The sequence below is a fragment of the Demequina sp. genome, assembly GCF_016278765.1.
GTDB lineage: Bacteria > Actinomycetota > Actinomycetes > Actinomycetales > Demequinaceae > Demequina.
Window position 1 is genome coordinate 1 of the sequence record NZ_JADQBE010000042.1, and the last position, 13,771, is coordinate 13,771.

General features: G+C 67.2%; 15 protein-coding genes and 1 pseudogene. 4 read left to right on the forward strand and 12 right to left on the reverse strand.

Features of this window, described 5'->3' with window-relative positions; translation table 11 throughout:
• From QZZ29_RS07955 to QZZ29_RS08000, 10 genes are all read right to left on the reverse strand, one after another.
• A partial coding sequence (locus QZZ29_RS07955) for an ABC transporter permease (RefSeq protein ID WP_291382454.1) occupies positions 1-1,381 on the reverse strand: 1,381 nt, incomplete at its 3' end.
• Positions 1,378-2,313 (reverse strand): ABC transporter ATP-binding protein, encoded by a 936-nt coding sequence (locus QZZ29_RS07960; protein ID WP_291382455.1) that lies wholly within the window; start codon positions 2,311-2,313, stop codon positions 1,378-1,380. The genes QZZ29_RS07960 and QZZ29_RS07955, both read right to left, overlap by 4 nt.
• 45 nt (positions 2,314-2,358) lie before the next feature.
• Positions 2,359-2,688 (reverse strand): hypothetical protein, encoded by a 330-nt coding sequence (locus tag QZZ29_RS07965; protein WP_291382456.1) that lies wholly within the window; start codon positions 2,686-2,688, stop codon positions 2,359-2,361.
• Positions 2,689-2,753: 65 nt separating this feature from the next.
• Positions 2,754-3,662, reverse strand: a complete 909-nt coding sequence (locus QZZ29_RS07970; RefSeq protein ID WP_291382457.1) for an aldose 1-epimerase family protein — start codon at positions 3,660-3,662, stop codon at positions 2,754-2,756.
• 40 nt (positions 3,663-3,702) lie between these two features.
• On the reverse strand, positions 3,703-4,647 hold the full coding sequence (locus tag QZZ29_RS07975) for a pirin family protein (RefSeq protein WP_291382458.1): 945 nt from the start codon (positions 4,645-4,647) through the stop codon (positions 3,703-3,705).
• Entirely contained in the window at positions 4,644-4,958 is a 315-nt protein-coding gene (locus QZZ29_RS07980) for a GNAT family N-acetyltransferase (RefSeq protein WP_291382459.1), read from the reverse strand. The genes QZZ29_RS07975 and QZZ29_RS07980 overlap by 4 nt, the downstream gene beginning before the upstream one ends.
• A gap of 17 nt (positions 4,959-4,975) precedes the next feature.
• A complete protein-coding gene (locus QZZ29_RS07985) occupies positions 4,976-5,656 on the reverse strand; it encodes a CE1759 family FMN reductase (RefSeq protein ID WP_291382460.1) in 681 nt (226 codons plus the stop codon).
• A complete protein-coding gene (locus tag QZZ29_RS07990) occupies positions 5,653-6,129 on the reverse strand; it encodes a MarR family transcriptional regulator (RefSeq protein ID WP_291382461.1) in 477 nt (158 codons plus the stop codon). Before QZZ29_RS07990 ends, QZZ29_RS07985 begins: the two co-directional genes overlap by 4 nt.
• Positions 6,129-7,316 carry a CE1758 family FMN-dependent luciferase-like monooxygenase gene (locus QZZ29_RS07995; protein ID WP_291382462.1) on the reverse strand — a complete coding sequence of 396 codons (1,188 nt, stop codon included), beginning with the start codon at positions 7,314-7,316 and terminating at the stop codon, positions 6,129-6,131. The genes QZZ29_RS07990 and QZZ29_RS07995 overlap by 1 nt, the downstream gene beginning before the upstream one ends.
• An 82-nt stretch (positions 7,317-7,398) precedes the next feature.
• Positions 7,399-8,163 (reverse strand): fructosamine kinase family protein, encoded by a 765-nt coding sequence (locus QZZ29_RS08000; protein ID WP_291382463.1) that lies wholly within the window; start codon positions 8,161-8,163, stop codon positions 7,399-7,401.
• Between the two features lie 146 nt (positions 8,164-8,309).
• On the opposite strand from QZZ29_RS08000, the gene QZZ29_RS12785 reads away from it, so the two are divergent.
• The 4 genes and pseudogenes from QZZ29_RS12785 to QZZ29_RS08015 all read left to right on the forward strand — a co-directional run bounded on the left by QZZ29_RS12785 (position 8,310) and on the right by QZZ29_RS08015 (position 10,091).
• Entirely contained in the window at positions 8,310-8,546 is a 237-nt protein-coding gene (locus QZZ29_RS12785; RefSeq protein WP_366479280.1) for a PT domain-containing protein, read from the forward strand.
• Between the two features lie 33 nt (positions 8,547-8,579).
• Positions 8,580-8,957 (forward strand): hypothetical protein, encoded by a 378-nt coding sequence (locus QZZ29_RS08005; RefSeq protein ID WP_291382464.1) that lies wholly within the window; start codon positions 8,580-8,582, stop codon positions 8,955-8,957.
• 36 nt (positions 8,958-8,993) lie between these two features.
• Positions 8,994-9,692: pseudogene (locus QZZ29_RS08010) on the forward strand (DUF222 domain-containing protein); the annotation flags it as partial.
• On the forward strand, positions 9,693-10,091 hold the full coding sequence (locus QZZ29_RS08015; RefSeq protein WP_291382493.1) for an HNH endonuclease signature motif containing protein: 399 nt from the start codon (positions 9,693-9,695) through the stop codon (positions 10,089-10,091).
• Between the two features lie 145 nt (positions 10,092-10,236).
• On the opposite strand, the gene QZZ29_RS08020 is transcribed toward QZZ29_RS08015, so the two are convergent.
• A complete protein-coding gene (locus tag QZZ29_RS08020) occupies positions 10,237-11,478 on the reverse strand; it encodes an MFS transporter (protein WP_291382465.1) in 1,242 nt (413 codons plus the stop codon).
• Complete coding sequence (locus QZZ29_RS08025; protein WP_291382466.1) at positions 11,475-13,739, reverse strand: glycoside hydrolase family 3 N-terminal domain-containing protein; 2,265 nt, start codon at positions 13,737-13,739, stop codon at positions 11,475-11,477. The genes QZZ29_RS08020 and QZZ29_RS08025 overlap by 4 nt, the downstream gene beginning before the upstream one ends.
• Positions 13,740-13,771: the final 32 nt, after the last annotated feature.

Here is a 13,771-nt window from a genome sequence, read left to right on the forward strand (position 1 = left end):
CGAGGATCATGACGGCGGGCCAATACGCGAGCGCGGCGCCCGTCATCGTGGCGGCCTGCGAGGCGTCGCCGATCGTTGAGCCGTAGACAAGGCCGAGTCCTCCGCCCCCGACGAGCAGGAGCACGGCGGAACCGACGGCGGGAATCAGTAACCTCCCGAGCGCCCACCTGGTCCGCGACAACCCTCCAGCGAGTTGGGTTTCGACAATTCCGCTCGCCTCGTCCGTGCGTAGCGAAACCGCCGACTGGGTGGCGAAGACCGCGGCGATGAGCCCGATCATCCCCGCGAGCAGGGCAAGCAGCGCATCCACGCCAGCGCCGCGCGTGAATTCCGCCATGGCGTCCCCTGCGTCGGCGATGAAGGTGTTCATGGTGTCGGCAATCGAGCCGAACAGCAGGGCGGTCAAGACGACGGCAATTGTCCATCCGATGATCGGTCCGCGCTGGAGGCGCAGGCCGAGTCCGAGCGGCGAGGCAAAGCGGAGCGGCGCGCCTGCCGGGCCGGGGCGATCGGCGAGCAGTCCCGAGCCATGGTCTCGTCGGCCCTCGATCAGGGCAGCTAGCGCCAACAGCACGGCCGCGAGCACGAGCAGCGGCGCGAGCGGCCACCACAGGTTCCCCGCGTACGGCTGCATGCGCTGGCCCCACCCGATCGGCGAGGCCCACGACAGGACCCCATTGCCCAGGTCGCCGATCATCCGCAGCACATAGAAGCCGATGATGACGGCGGAAGCGAGAGCGTTGGCCCCGCGCGACGTGGAGGCGACCTGCCCGGCGACCGCGCCCACGCCGAGACCCACGAGGCCGACTCCCGCAACCGATGCTCCCAAGACAAGAGACCCCGCGATTCCGGCGCCCTGGGGATCCAGGGTGTTGGCGATGGAGGCCAGAGCGATGCCAGCGCCGACGACGAGGCACAGCAGCCCGTTGACGAGCCATGACGCCGTGGCGTACGCATGCAGTCCGAGCATCCTCGAGCGCAGCAGTTCGGTGCGCCCTTCCTCCTCGTCGGCCCTGCCGGCACGAGTGACGAGAAATGCGGCGCCGATCGCCAGGCTCAAGGCGATTGTCATCCATCCCTTGGTCCAGACGGCGCCGCCGAGGGTGTCTGCGGCGGGAGACAGTCCCGTCAGGGCCCTGATGCCAGGGGTGTCGGAGACCGCAGCGAAGTCATCCAGGGACTTCTGGGTGGGAAAGAGTGTGTGGTAGTACGAGGCGATGTAGGCGAACATCCCGACGAGCACGACGAACCAGACCGCCAGCCGCACGCGGCTGCGGCGCACGATGAGCCGCACCATGGTGCCGAGGCCAGCCAAGGCGTCGGACTGCCGACCGGTCCCTGCGGGTGCATCGACCTCCGTGACGGGAACCGTGGCCGTCACGTCTGATCACCTTCAGCCAGCGCGGCCAGTTCATTGCCGTAGTGGCGCAGGAACAGGGCCTCGAGCGACGGCGGGTTGGCGACGAGTGATCTGGGACTGAGCGTGGCCATGGCGCCCAGCACCGCTGGCATGGCGGCCTCGTCAACGGCGAAGGTTGCCCTCCCGTCGACCACCACAAAGTCGTGGACGCCCGGGAGCGATGCGAGGCCTGACGCCCCGCTGTCGATCACCGCGGTGACCTGGGTTCGGGTCAGATGCCGCAGTTCAGCGATGGTGCCCGATTCGACGGTCGCGCCATCGCGGATGATGGTCACCCGGTCCGCGAGCCGCTCCACCTCCGCGAAGATGTGGCTGGACAGCAACACGGACTTGCCAGCGGCCTTCACCTCACGGATTGACTCCGTGAACGCCGCCTCCATGAGCGGGTCCAGGCCACTGGTTGGCTCGTCGAGAAGCAGCAGTTCGGCGTCCGACGCGAGCGCGGCGACAAGCGCCACCTTCTGCCTGTTGCCCTTCGAGTATGTCCGGGACTTCTTGGTCGGGTCGAGCTCGAAACGGTCCAGCATCAGCGCCTTGCGCTGGGGATCGAGTGGACCGGAGAGCCTGACAAGGATGTCGATGGCTTCGCCACCCGTGAGATTAGGCCACAGTGTGACGTCGCCGGGAACGTAGGCGATGCGCCGATGGAGGGCGACCGCGTCGACCCAGGGATCGCCGCCCAGGAGTGACGCGCGACCGCCGTCGGCCCTGAGCAGGCCCAGCAACACGCGGATGGTGGTCGTCTTGCCCGAGCCGTTGGGACCAAGAAAGCCTGTCACCTGGCCAGTGGGAACCGAGAGATCGAGTCCGCATAGCGCTTGGACGGCGCCGAAGTTCTTGGTGAGGCCCTCGACTTCGATGGCCATGGTGCCATCTGAAACATTGCTGGACATGGTGTGCCTTCTTGAGGTGAGGAACGGGTGGATGGCGCCTCGACGTCACGCGGCGGCATCGTCGGCTCGGGCATCCTCCCCGGGAGGGTCTCCCACGTAGTCCAGGTAGTCGTCCAGCATCTGGCGCGTGGTGAACAGGCCTTCCGTCAGGAGTTCGACAAGAAGGGTGCCGATGGGCCGGGAGAGGAGATAACGCAGCCGTGCCTCTTCGTCCAGAGAGGGGCGCACGACGCCCGCGTTGACGCTGGCTTTCATGGCGACGCGCGCGTCGTCCTTGAGGGCCTGGTAGCGGCGAAGCACCTCGGCGTCGCACTCCGAGCGCAGGGCCACCTTGGAACCGAAGTGGTGGGTGATCAACCCCGGCGCTGTATGCACAACCAACAGACTATATGCGCAACTGGTGGCTGTCCCGCTGGTAGCTGTGCAGAGCGTGGCCGGCTCTACAGAAGCGCCATGCCCCACACCAGCGTGTGAGCCTCACCGGGCTCCAGGGTGACCAGCATGTCGCCCGTGCGGAAGGCGTCGGCGATGCAGGACATCGGCTCGATGGCCACGCCCGAGCGTTGCGCAGACGCGGGGCTGATGTGGTTGCCCGTGCACACCTGCCACGCCTTCGCGGCGCCGTCCATCCAGATCGCCACCGTGGACCCGTCGCCGCGCGTGAGGCGCGCCCACGAGCGGCCGTCGGCGTCGCGGATCGGATCCGCAAAGGCGTCGTCAAGGTCGGAGCCCGCGAGCGTGCGCGCCTCGCGATAGTCCATGTCTCCTGCCACGCGAGTGGTGCCGGTGGGCAGTAGCCGGTCGTCCACCGTGACCAGGCTGTCCGCGCCCACCTCGAGCGTGCAATCGTCGAGAGACCCGGTGCCCGGCGAGATCCACGGGTGGTAGCCGACGCCGTACGGCAGGGCGGTCGCGCCCGTGTTGAGGGCGGTCGTGGTGATGGTGAGCCCGTCGTCGGTGAGCGCGTAGGCGACGCTCACGCGCAGCGAGAACGGGTAGCCGGGACTAGCCGGGAGGTCGAGTACGAGCGTCGCCGCATCGGCCGATGCCTCTGCCACCGCCCAGTCGTCCCAGCACGACAGCCCGTGCAAGGCAGTGTGGCGGGAGGGCTCGCTGATCGCCAGCTGCAGGTCGCGGCCGCCGAAGGAGTAGGCACCGTCCGCGAGACGGTTGGGCCACGGCGTCAGCACCTTGCCATGGAAGGCGGGTGCGACCTCGTCCTCGCGAAAGCGCACCACGACGTCACTGCCGCCGACGCTGTAGGTGCGTAGCGCAGCGCCGACGGTGGCGATAGTGGCGGTCTGGGCGCCGCGGGCCAGGTGGACCTGGGTACCGGAGAGAGGGCTCATGCCCTCACGTTAGCGGCGCGGTGGGATCGGTGTGCGCGACCTACCGCCGGCGGCGCGGGGTGAGCCGCACGGCGGGCATCGGCGGGGCGGGAATGCGCACGTCCCCATGGCCGTCCACCTCGCCAAAGCGCGCCGAGCGGCCCTGCCACGCGTCCCAAGCCTCCACGATCTCCTCGTGGCTACGGCCCACGAAGTTCCACCACATGACCAGGTTTTCGGCGAAGGGCTCACCGCCCAACAGGAACACGAGCGCGCCCTTCTCTGACGCCACGTTCACGCGGTCGCGACCGGTGCCGAGGTAGAGGAGGTCGTTGCGGCCAGGGCGCGTGGGGGCGTCTCCTGGCGCGGACGACGCGTGGACGTCGAGTTCGCCGTCGAGCACCACCACGGCATGCTCCCACGCAGCCTCAAGGGGAATGCCGACGCTCGAGCCAGGGGCGATGCATATCTGGGCTCCTACCAGGGGAGTGTGGATGGTTGCGGGGGATGCGACACCCGCAAGGGTGCCCATGACGACGGTGGCGTCGGCGTCGGCGCCGTGATCCGCCGCGAGGGAAAGCGTGGGAAGGCTCTCGTGACGCTCGAAACCGCGCTCGCCGTGACGGGTAGCCTCCGGTAGGGCGACCCACAGCTGCACAGCGTCGATTTCGTCATCCCCGTCGCCAAGCGAGTACTCCGAGTGCGCGATGCCGGCGCCGCTCGTCATCAGGTTGAGTTGGCCAGCGCGCAACACCACGTCGGAGCCGAGCGAGTCGCGATGGCGCATCTCGCCCGCGAGCGGCCATGTGACGGTCTGCAGGCCCATGTGGGGATGCGGTTCCACCCTCATGGTGGTGCGCTGCGGCCCAAAGCGGTCTAGAAAGCACCAGGCGCCCACCGTGGGAAGCGCGCGTTGCGGCAAGGCGCGTTGGACGTTCATGGAACGCAGGCCACCCAGCGGCACCTCGCGCGACGGCATGACGTCTGCGCGCGGCCCGGTCATCATGACCGCGGCGGACTGGTCGGCCAGTCGATCCTGGCGCCGTCGATGGGGTGACGCTCCAGGTAGCGGGCCATGTAGGGGCACAGCGGAATGATGGTGAGGCCTTGCGAAGCGGCGTCGGCGAGCGCCTCTGCCGCGAGGCGAGAGCCGACTCCCTGGCCTTGGAAAGCGTCGAGCAACTCGGTATGGGTGAAGGCGATGTGGGTATCTGACTGCTCGAATGCCACGAATCCGGCCTCCTGGCCATCCACTGTGATGTGGTAGCGCCCGGAGGCGTCATTGCGAGTGATGGAGATGTTTCTGATCTCGTTCATCGGGCTCCCTTCACGTGCTAGGACGTCTTCTTGGGCGAGGTGCCGCCGGCGGCGAGGCGCATCAGGTCTGACTCGAGGTCGATTCCCGTCTCTGTTCCACCAGCCGATCCGAACGCGTGCTGGTAGTTCTGCCAGGACTCGTCGCGCACCGCCTTGGCAAAGCCGGACTCCATGAGCAGCGCCAGTTCGAGCGCGGCCCTGTCGATGCGTCCCGTGAGGGCCTTGTCTTGCCAGTCCTCCGTCGCGGCAAACAGGCTGGTGGGCACGGTCAGCGTGCGCAGGTAGGCGAACAGCGAGCGCATTCCCTCGTCGACCACGAGCGCGTGACGCGCCGTGCCGGCGGTCGCGGCGAGGATGACCGGCTTGCCAATGAGCAAGTCGTTGTCGAGCACCTGGAAGAACGAGGTGAATAGCCCCGACGCTCCCGCCTTGTACACGGGTGTGGCGGCGATGAGGCCGTCGGCGTCTACGAGTGCGGCGATGGCCCGCTTGAAGCGCTCGCCAAAGTGCTGAGACGCAAGCGCGGCCGGGAGCTCTGGGAGCAGTTCGCGCAGGTCGATCACCGTGGTGGTGACCTCGCGACCGCGGGCCTGGCCCACCGCCCTCACACGCGAGGCGGCGCGATCGGCCAGCAACTTGGTGGACGACGGGTCGGACACCCCGGCGTTGACGACGACGAGGTTCAGGGGTGAGGTCATGACAGTTCCTCTTCCGTGCGGTTCAGCAGCGTGGCGAGCGCCGCGAGGGTGGACATCTGAATGGGGGTGAGGCGCGCCGACATGGCGTCGGCGACGGAACTGGCGTGCGCCCGGCCTACGCGTCGCTGGACCGCGCGGCCCTCCTCCGTGAGCGAGAGCAAGGTGGCCCTGGCATCGGCCGGATCCGGCTGCCTGGCGAGCAGGCCCCGCTCGACCAGGCGCTCGACCAGGCGCGACAGCCCCGGTTGGCTGAGCATGAGGTGGCGGCCCAGTTCGCCGAGGCGCTGGGGCTTGGGGCACTTGGACAGCGTGTAAAGCACGTCGTACTCATGAAGCGAGATGTCGCACCACATGTCCTCGGCCGCGAAGCGTCGCATCAGCGTGGTGTGGGCGCCCAGCAGGGCCTCCCACGCCTCGTTGGCCTGCCGCATGGGGGTGGCGACACTCACTGCGGCTCCGTCGACGGTGGTCATCACAGTGCCGGCATGGTGGCGACCACGTCGGCGGGCGTGTCCTGGTAGGGAGACGAGCCCGTGACGTTGTCGCCGCGGTTGGCGTTGGGGCGTGGCTGGCGGGGCTCCGCGTCGCCGTACTTGGCCTTGACGAGGCTCGGGTGCGTGGGGGCGTCGGGGGCCTCTGGGTCACGGAGCGATGCGAACTCCTTGCGCAGCACCGGGACAACCTCGCCGCCGATGATGTCGAGCTGCTTCAGGACCATGTCAACGGGAAGTCCCGAATGGTCGCCAAGGAAAAGCTGGCGCTGGTAGTCGCCCACATACTCGCGGAACCCCATCACCTTGTCGATGACCTCCTGGACGCTTCCCACCGCCATCGGCGTCATCTCGGAGAACTCCTCAAGCGTCGGCCCGTGGCCGTACACGGGGGCCTCGTTGAAGTAAGGCCTGAAGGTTTCCTTGGCCTCTTGGGTGGACTTGCCGACGAAGATGTGGCCGCCGAGGCCGACGATCGCCTGCTTGGCGGTGCCGTGACCGTAGTGCTCGAAGCGCTGGCGATAGAACTGCACCATCCGCTGGGTGTGCTCCTTGGGCCAGAAGATGTGGTTGGCGAAGAAGCCATTGCCGTAGTACGCGGCCTGTTCCGCGATCTCGGGAGTGCGAATCGAGCCGTGCCACACGAACGGGGGCACGTCGTCGAGCGGGCGCGGCGTCGAGGTGAAGCCCTGGAGCGGAGTGCGGAAACTGCCTTCCCAATCGACGACGTCCTCTCGCCACAGGCGGTGAAGCAGGTTGTAGTTGTCGAGCGCGAGCGGAAGTCCCTGGCGAATGTCCTGGCCGAACCACGGGTACACGGGGCCCGTGTTGCCGCGGCCGAGCATGAGGTCCATGCGCCCCTTCACCAGGTGCTGAAGCGTCGCGTACTCCTCCGCGAGGCGCACAGGGTCATTCGTGGTGATGAGGGTGGTCGACGTGGTGAGGATGATCGACTCTGTCTGCGCTCCGATGGCGGCAAGCAGTGTGGTGGGGGACGAAGAGAAGAAGGGCGGGTTGTGGTGCTCGCCCGTCGCGTAGACGTCGAGGCCTACCTCTTCCGCGTGCTTGGCGATCCGCACCACGTTGGTGATGCGTTCCGCCTCCGAGGGCGTGTAGCCCGTGGTGGGGTCGCGGGTGATGTCTCCCACGGACATGATGCCGAACTGCATGGAGTGTCTCCTGGTGATTGGGACGTCAGATATATGCGTATGCATCTAATAACGCAGGGGGCGTCGAGGTATTCCTCAGTCGCTACGTGGCATGCGCCAGCGTCGCGCGGGCTGCCCGCGCGAGTTCGACGCCGTAGGCGCGACCGTGGCCAGCAGCGTGCACCGCGAGGGGGTGGAGCTGGTGGAGGGGAGTCCGTTCCTGCCATCCGGTTCGTAGCGGGGCAACTGACTCGTAACCTTCGATGATGCGCGCGAGGTGGGGAACGCCGAACAGGGCCAACATCGCCAGGTCCGTCTCGGCATGACCGCCGTGAGCGGCAGGGTCGATCATCACCACGCCGTCTGGTCCAAACAGCACGTTGCCGCCCCACAGGTCCCCGTGGATGCGGGACGGAGGGGCGTCGTCGTTGAAGTGGCCCTCTGCCACGGCCTCGCACGCCTCTTGTACTGCCTGCCACTCGGTGTCGGTGAGGTTCCCTGCCGCGACGGCGGCCTCCGCGAAGGGAAGCACGCGCCCTGCCGCGTAGAACCTGCCCCAGGTTGAGGACTCGATGCGCGGCATCTCGCGTCGGCCGATGAAGAGCGGGCCGTTCCAGCCTTCGGGGGCGGCCCCGAACGCTGGCGCGCCCGCCCTGTGCGTGGCGGCGAGGTCGCGGCCGAACCGGTGGGCTGCCGTTGCCGTTGGCGGGGCGTGCTCGATGCGTTCAAGCTCGATGCGCCCAGGAGACACGTCCACGACTGCGGCCACTGCGGCGCCGCCCGCTTCGGCCAGCCAGCGGATGCCCGCGGCCTCTGCCTCGAAGAATCCGGGAGGGGCGTCGGCGCGTTGTTTGACGATCGTGTCCATCGCACCCATGGTGCCAGCCAGGGGGGCGTGGGGTGCTGTGGTGCGGCTGAGCCTTCCGCCCACCGCAATGGCTTAATCCGTACCGGATTTCGCCTTGTCTGGCCCCCTGCTGGCTTGGTTTGTACCGGCCGCGAGCTCTTGCGGGTGTGGTCGCCGCTCGGATCGCGCGGCCCGTTGCTACCCTGGGCGCCGGTCGCCAGCCCTCTCGCAGGCCCTCTCGTCAGCCCTCTCGTCACCCCTCTCGCACGCCCTCTCGCCAGCCCTCTCGTCAGCCCTCTCGTCAGCCCTCTCGTCACCCCTCTCGCAGGCCCTTGTGCCACCTGCTCAGTGTCGTGCCCAGGCTGGGTCTCGCGGGGTTGTCCACAGGTCATCGTGCCTGCTAAGCATGTGTCGGACCCTTGTGTTTGACTGTTTTTATGACAGAACAGGCGGCGGTGATGGAGACCGCTCAGATCGTGCGAGCGAGCGAATTGGTGAGCTCTCTCGCGCGTCGTGACATTTCTGGTCTGTCGCATGAGGTTCTTATGGCCGAGTACGACGCTGTCGCCAAGTTGGGGCGCGTGGCCGATGCTTTGGAAGCCCGCTATGCAGGCGAGATCGCACGACGCTCCACTCCGGACCAGGTTGGTGGTGGACTCGCGCGTCGGCAAGGCTTTGGCAACGCGACCTCGATGGTCGCGTCGGTGACGGGTGGCACGCAGGCGAGTGCGCGGCGGTCTATTGAGGTCGGGCAGGCGTTGCTGCCCGAGCCGGTGCTGCGCTCGGACGATGTCGCGACCGGCGAGCCTGACTAGGGGCCGCCTCCCACACCCACGGCACCCCGCTTCCCTGCCATCGCCCAAGCATCACTAGCCGGTGATCTTTCCAAGGAAGCGGCCGCCATGATCACTTCCGGACTGCAGACACTCGCGGACTGTGTCCCGCGCGAGAAATTGCACGACCTCGAGAGGCGCCTGGTGGACAAGGCAGTGCCTCTTGGCGCGCGTGAGGTGCGCAGGCTTGTTGCTCACGCGGTCGCACGAGCCGATTTGGCAGGTCATGAAGCCCGGGAGAGGCGTCAACACTCTGAGCGCTATCTGACCTGGAGTGAGGACCACACGGGGATGGTGACATTGAGTGGTCGTCTGGATGCGGTCACCGCTGCCCCGATCCGGACCGTGCTTGAGCAGATGGTGACTCAACAGTTTCGTCAGCGTCGTGACAAAGACCCGACGGACAAGGATCAACGCACCCCCGGCCAAATGAAGGCTGATGCCCTGAGCGACCTCGCTCGTCACGCCTTGGGATGCAAGGAAACCACCTGCTCGGGGATCCGCACCACCATCGTGGTGCGGATGAACTTGTCCGACCTCAACTGCGGAGAGGGTTTGGGCACCATTGATGGCACCGACCAGCCCGTGTCCGTGAGTGAGCTGCGCAGACTCGCGGGCGACGCAGGTGTGATTCCCCAGGTCCTTGGCGGACCGAGCGAGATACTTGACCAAGGCCGCAACGTCCGGATGTTCACCAGAGCTCAACGCCTGGCCTTGTTGGAACGTGATGGGGGGTGCGCGAAGTGTCACGCTCCACCAGAACACTGCGAAGCGCACCACATCGCGTGGTGGGAACACGGAGGACGCTCAGATCTCAACAACGGGGTCATGCTCTGCACGCGCTGTCACCACGACATCCACCGACAAGGGTGGGGCATCCGCATCCGAAACGGAGCCGTCGAGTTCATCCCTCCACCTCACATCGACCCCCTCCAACGACCACGCTCCGGAGGACTCGCCGCCGCCACCCTGGGTGGGACTGACGGAACAGACCCGCTCGAGACCGACACCCGGGAGGGCTCTGTCCCGACCACGGGCACACGCGAGAACTCCGTCGCGAGCGCTACAGCTCTGCCCAAGACAGCCGGGGAGAACTCTGTCCGCAACGCCGCTTGATTCGCCACGCGGGAAGACTCCACCCGCAACGCCGTGGTATGTGTCGGCGCTCGTTTGCCAGCTTCCTCTCGGGACGATCCCCGGTGGACCTGCGGCAGCCAAAGCCAGGTGGCAAGCAGACCGTGGGTAGTGGTTGGTGTGCCGTTCAGTGCGCCGGAGTGATGACGGCGGGAGGGGAGACGTCGCGATGCCCCCGCCCTGTGAGCGAACCCGCCAGGAGCACGACGGCCACCCCAGCCACGGGCACCAGCAACAAGCCGACGCGCAGACTCGTGGCGTCCGCGATCACGCCCACGAGAGGAGGCCCTACAAGGAACGAAAGCCGCAGCGCCCAACTGACCAAGGTGATGCCGGTACCAGGTTTTAGCCCCGGGATCTCGTCGGAAGCCGCGAAGGCGGCGGGAATCGTGGTCGCCACGCCAAGTCCGGCCGCAGCGAAGCCCACCAGCGTGCCAGCGACAGTGGGCCACGCAAGTGCGATACCCATGCCCACCGCAGCGAGCGCCCCTCCGGCCCGGGCCACCGCGCGGTTTCCCCACCGGTCGACGAGCCTGTCGCCGATGAGACGACCCACAAAGTGCAGAGCCATGAGGCTCACAAGCGCGTAGCCCGCCAGCCTTTCGTCGACGCCCAGATCGTCAGCCATGTAGATCGAAGACCACGTGATAGCCGCATCCTCTGCGACAGCGCCCGCGATCGCGATGAGCCCGAGCATGACGAGCGCGATGGCAGCGGAGCGCGGAATGCGGAATCCGCGTCGCGGCGCATCGTGCGCTGGCTCGGCTTGTTCGCGGTCCACTCCCGTGTCGGGCCCCAACATGAAAACGCGAGCCACCGCCGCCATCCCAAGGAACAGGACCGATGACAGTCCGAGGTGCACGCCGATGCTCAGGTTCAAGGCGATCGCCGCGCCGCCCAGCAGGCCGCCGAGGGCCGCCCCGAGCGACCACATGGCATGCAGGCCGTTGATGATCGAGCGGCCCATGCGTCGCTGGACCCCCATGCCCTGGGCATTCTGGGCCACGTCGGTGTTGGCGTCCAGTGCACCGTTGAGAAACAGGAGCACGGCAAACACGCCGACCACTGGGGACACACCGGCACTCCAGATCACGAACGCCTGAATGGCAAGCGTCAGCGTAGCCAGCCGTGCGGAACCGAACCGCCGCAGCATCGTCCCTGACAGGAGCCCCAGCGTGATTCCGCCGAGCGAGCCGAAGGCCCAGGCGACGCCGAAGCCCGTGTAGCTGAGTTCGAGGTGCTCCTTGATCTCTGGCAGACGGGGCACCAGGTTGGCGAGCATGGCACCGTTGGCGAGGAACAGCAGGCTGACTCCGATGCGGGCCTTGCGCAGGCGCGGTGTCTCGATGACGTGCTCTGCCGCAGTCATGAGACGGTCACCTCGAACGCGCCGACCAGGAGGTCCTCGCGCCTTGAGGACGGGCCCACGAGCAACTCGAAGGCGCCGGGCTCCACGACGCGTTCGCCCTCGGACGTCACGATCGAACATGCGGCGGTCGGCACTGCAAGCTCGACAGTGGCCGACTCGCCGGGCGCGACGCTCACGTGGGCAAAGGACTTGAGTTCGCGATCCGCCCAGGTCGCGGAGGTATTCACGTCTCGGACATAGACCTGGACCGTCTCCACCGCCGCGCGGCGTCCCGTGTTGGACACAGTCACCCGAGCACGGACGGTTTCGCTCGCGGTGAGCGAGGGCGTGAGCACCTCGAGATCCCGATACTCGACGGTGGAATACCCCAGGCCGTCGCCGAACACCCACGCCGGCTCCTGCGTGAGGTCCGCATAGCGGTGCCCGTGCTGCGCGTCGATCTGGTTGTAGTAGATGGGCTGCTGGCCGACGTGACGGGGCCACGAGATCGGTAAGCGGCCACTCGGCTCGATCTGACCGAACAGGAGTTCCGCGATGGCCTGGCCGCCCATCATCCCTGGGTTTGCGGCCCACACAACGGCGGGAACGCGGTCAGCCGACGGCGGCAACACGTGAGGCTTCGAGGCGAGCACCACAAGAACCACTGGCGTGCCCGTGTCAACGAGCGCGTCGAGGAGCGCCACCTGGCCCCCCAGCAACTCGAGGGTCGCGGTGGATCTGCCCTCGCCCACCAGCTCGATGCGGTCACCCAATACGGCCACCACAGCGTCGGCGTCGCGTGCGGCCTCGACAGCCTGGTCGATCATGGCTTGATCCGGCTCGACCGGCATGGCGATGTCTGGCCGCGGCTGCCCGTCTGGGAAGAACTCGCCGATCGGATCCGGCCCTGTCGTGATGATCTCCGCGCCCTTGGCGTACGCCACCTCGCAGCCCGCCGGTGCGAGTGAGCGCAGACCGTCGAGCACCGTGGTGATGCGCGCGCGCGGGTGGCCGTTCGGTAGCCAGTGAGCCTGTCCGGAGTTGCCTGCCCAGTCGCCCAGTTGAGTGTCAGGGTTGTCGGCGTTCGGGCCGACCACGGCGATCTTGCGCGCGGTGGTGCCGCCCTGACGGGTGGAAGTGCCCAGCGGGAGGAGGCCGTCGTTGCGCAGCAACACGAGCGAGCGGCGTGCCGTCTCGAGGTTGAGCTCCGTGTGAGCGGGCTGAGCGATCGTGGCACGCTGGCGCTCCACGTCCGGCAAGCGCGGGTTCTCGAACAGCCCGAGTTCGAACTTGAGCGAGAGGATGCGTCCCACCGCCTCGTCGACGCGGCGTTCGTCGAGCAGACCCTGGGCGACGGCCTGCTGGGCTCCGTCAAAGAACGCGGGCGTCGTCATGATCATGTCGTTACCAGCGTTGACCGCCGCAGCTGCGGCGTGAGCGTAGTCCGGGAACAGTCGCTGTTCGCGCACCAGGTTGCCCACGTTGTCCCAGTCCGTGATGAGCATGCCCTGGTAACCCCACTTCTTGCGAAGCACGTCGCCCAACAGCCATGTGTTGATCGTGATCGGTGTGCCGTCGATTGCCTGGTAGCCCAGCATGAACGTGGCGCAGCCCTCGCGAGCGGCCTTCTCGAAAGGCGGCAAGAACCACGACTGCAGCTTGCGGCGGGAGAGGTCGGCCTCAGAGGCGTCGCGGCCACCCTGGGTCTCCGAGTAGCCAGCAAAATGCTTGGCCGTGGCCAGGATCGCCGTGGGGTCTTTCAGTCCATCACCTTGGTAGCCGCGGATCATGGCTGCCGCAAGCTCGCCGATGAGGTGGGGGTCCTCCCCGAACGTCTCGCTCACGCGGCCCCAGCGCAGGTCGCGGGTGATGCACAGCACGGGGGAGAAGGTCCAGTGGATGCCCGTGGTTGCCACCTCGACGGCCGTCACGCGCCCGACGCGCTCCAGGAGTTCGGGGTCGAAGCTTGCGGCGAGTCCCAATTGGGTGGGGAAGATCGTGGCGCCCTCGAAGAATGAGTGTCCATGAATGCAGTCCTCTCCCACGAGCACGGGGATGCGTAGCCTGGTCTCCTCGGTGAGCGCGCTCGCCCTTTCCAGGCCATCGGGAGACACGTGGAGCAGCGATCCCACGTGAAAGTCGCGTATGGGGGACTCGACCCCGTTCTTGCCGGGCAACTGCATCATCTGGCCCACCTTTTCCGGCAGGGTCATGCATGACACGAGGTCCGCGACGCGTGCGGAGATGGGAAGAGAGGGGTCGAGGTAGGGCGAGGTAGTCACGTGACATTTTCTACCAGGTGGTAGAAAAGTTA

Coding starts and splice junctions, on each gene's coding strand:
- QZZ29_RS07960 (WP_291382455.1), bottom strand. CDS start 2,313: ATGTCCAGCAATGTTTCAGATGGCACCATGGCCATCGAAGTCGAGGGC.
- QZZ29_RS07970 (WP_291382457.1), bottom strand. CDS start 3,662: ATGAGCCCTCTCTCCGGTACCCAGGTCCACCTGGCCCGCGGCGCCCAG.
- QZZ29_RS07975 (WP_291382458.1), bottom strand. CDS start 4,647: ATGATGACCGGGCCGCGCGCAGACGTCATGCCGTCGCGCGAGGTGCCG.
- QZZ29_RS07980 (WP_291382459.1), bottom strand. CDS start 4,958: ATGAACGAGATCAGAAACATCTCCATCACTCGCAATGACGCCTCCGGG.
- QZZ29_RS07985 (WP_291382460.1), bottom strand. CDS start 5,656: ATGACCTCACCCCTGAACCTCGTCGTCGTCAACGCCGGGGTGTCCGAC.
- QZZ29_RS07990 (WP_291382461.1), bottom strand. CDS start 6,129: ATGACCACCGTCGACGGAGCCGCAGTGAGTGTCGCCACCCCCATGCGG.
- QZZ29_RS07995 (WP_291382462.1), bottom strand. CDS start 7,316: ATGCAGTTCGGCATCATGTCCGTGGGAGACATCACCCGCGACCCCACC.
- QZZ29_RS08000 (WP_291382463.1), bottom strand. CDS start 8,163: ATGGACACGATCGTCAAACAACGCGCCGACGCCCCTCCCGGATTCTTC.
- QZZ29_RS08005 (WP_291382464.1), top strand. CDS start 8,580: ATGACAGAACAGGCGGCGGTGATGGAGACCGCTCAGATCGTGCGAGCG.
- QZZ29_RS08020 (WP_291382465.1), bottom strand. CDS start 11,478: ATGACTGCGGCAGAGCACGTCATCGAGACACCGCGCCTGCGCAAGGCC.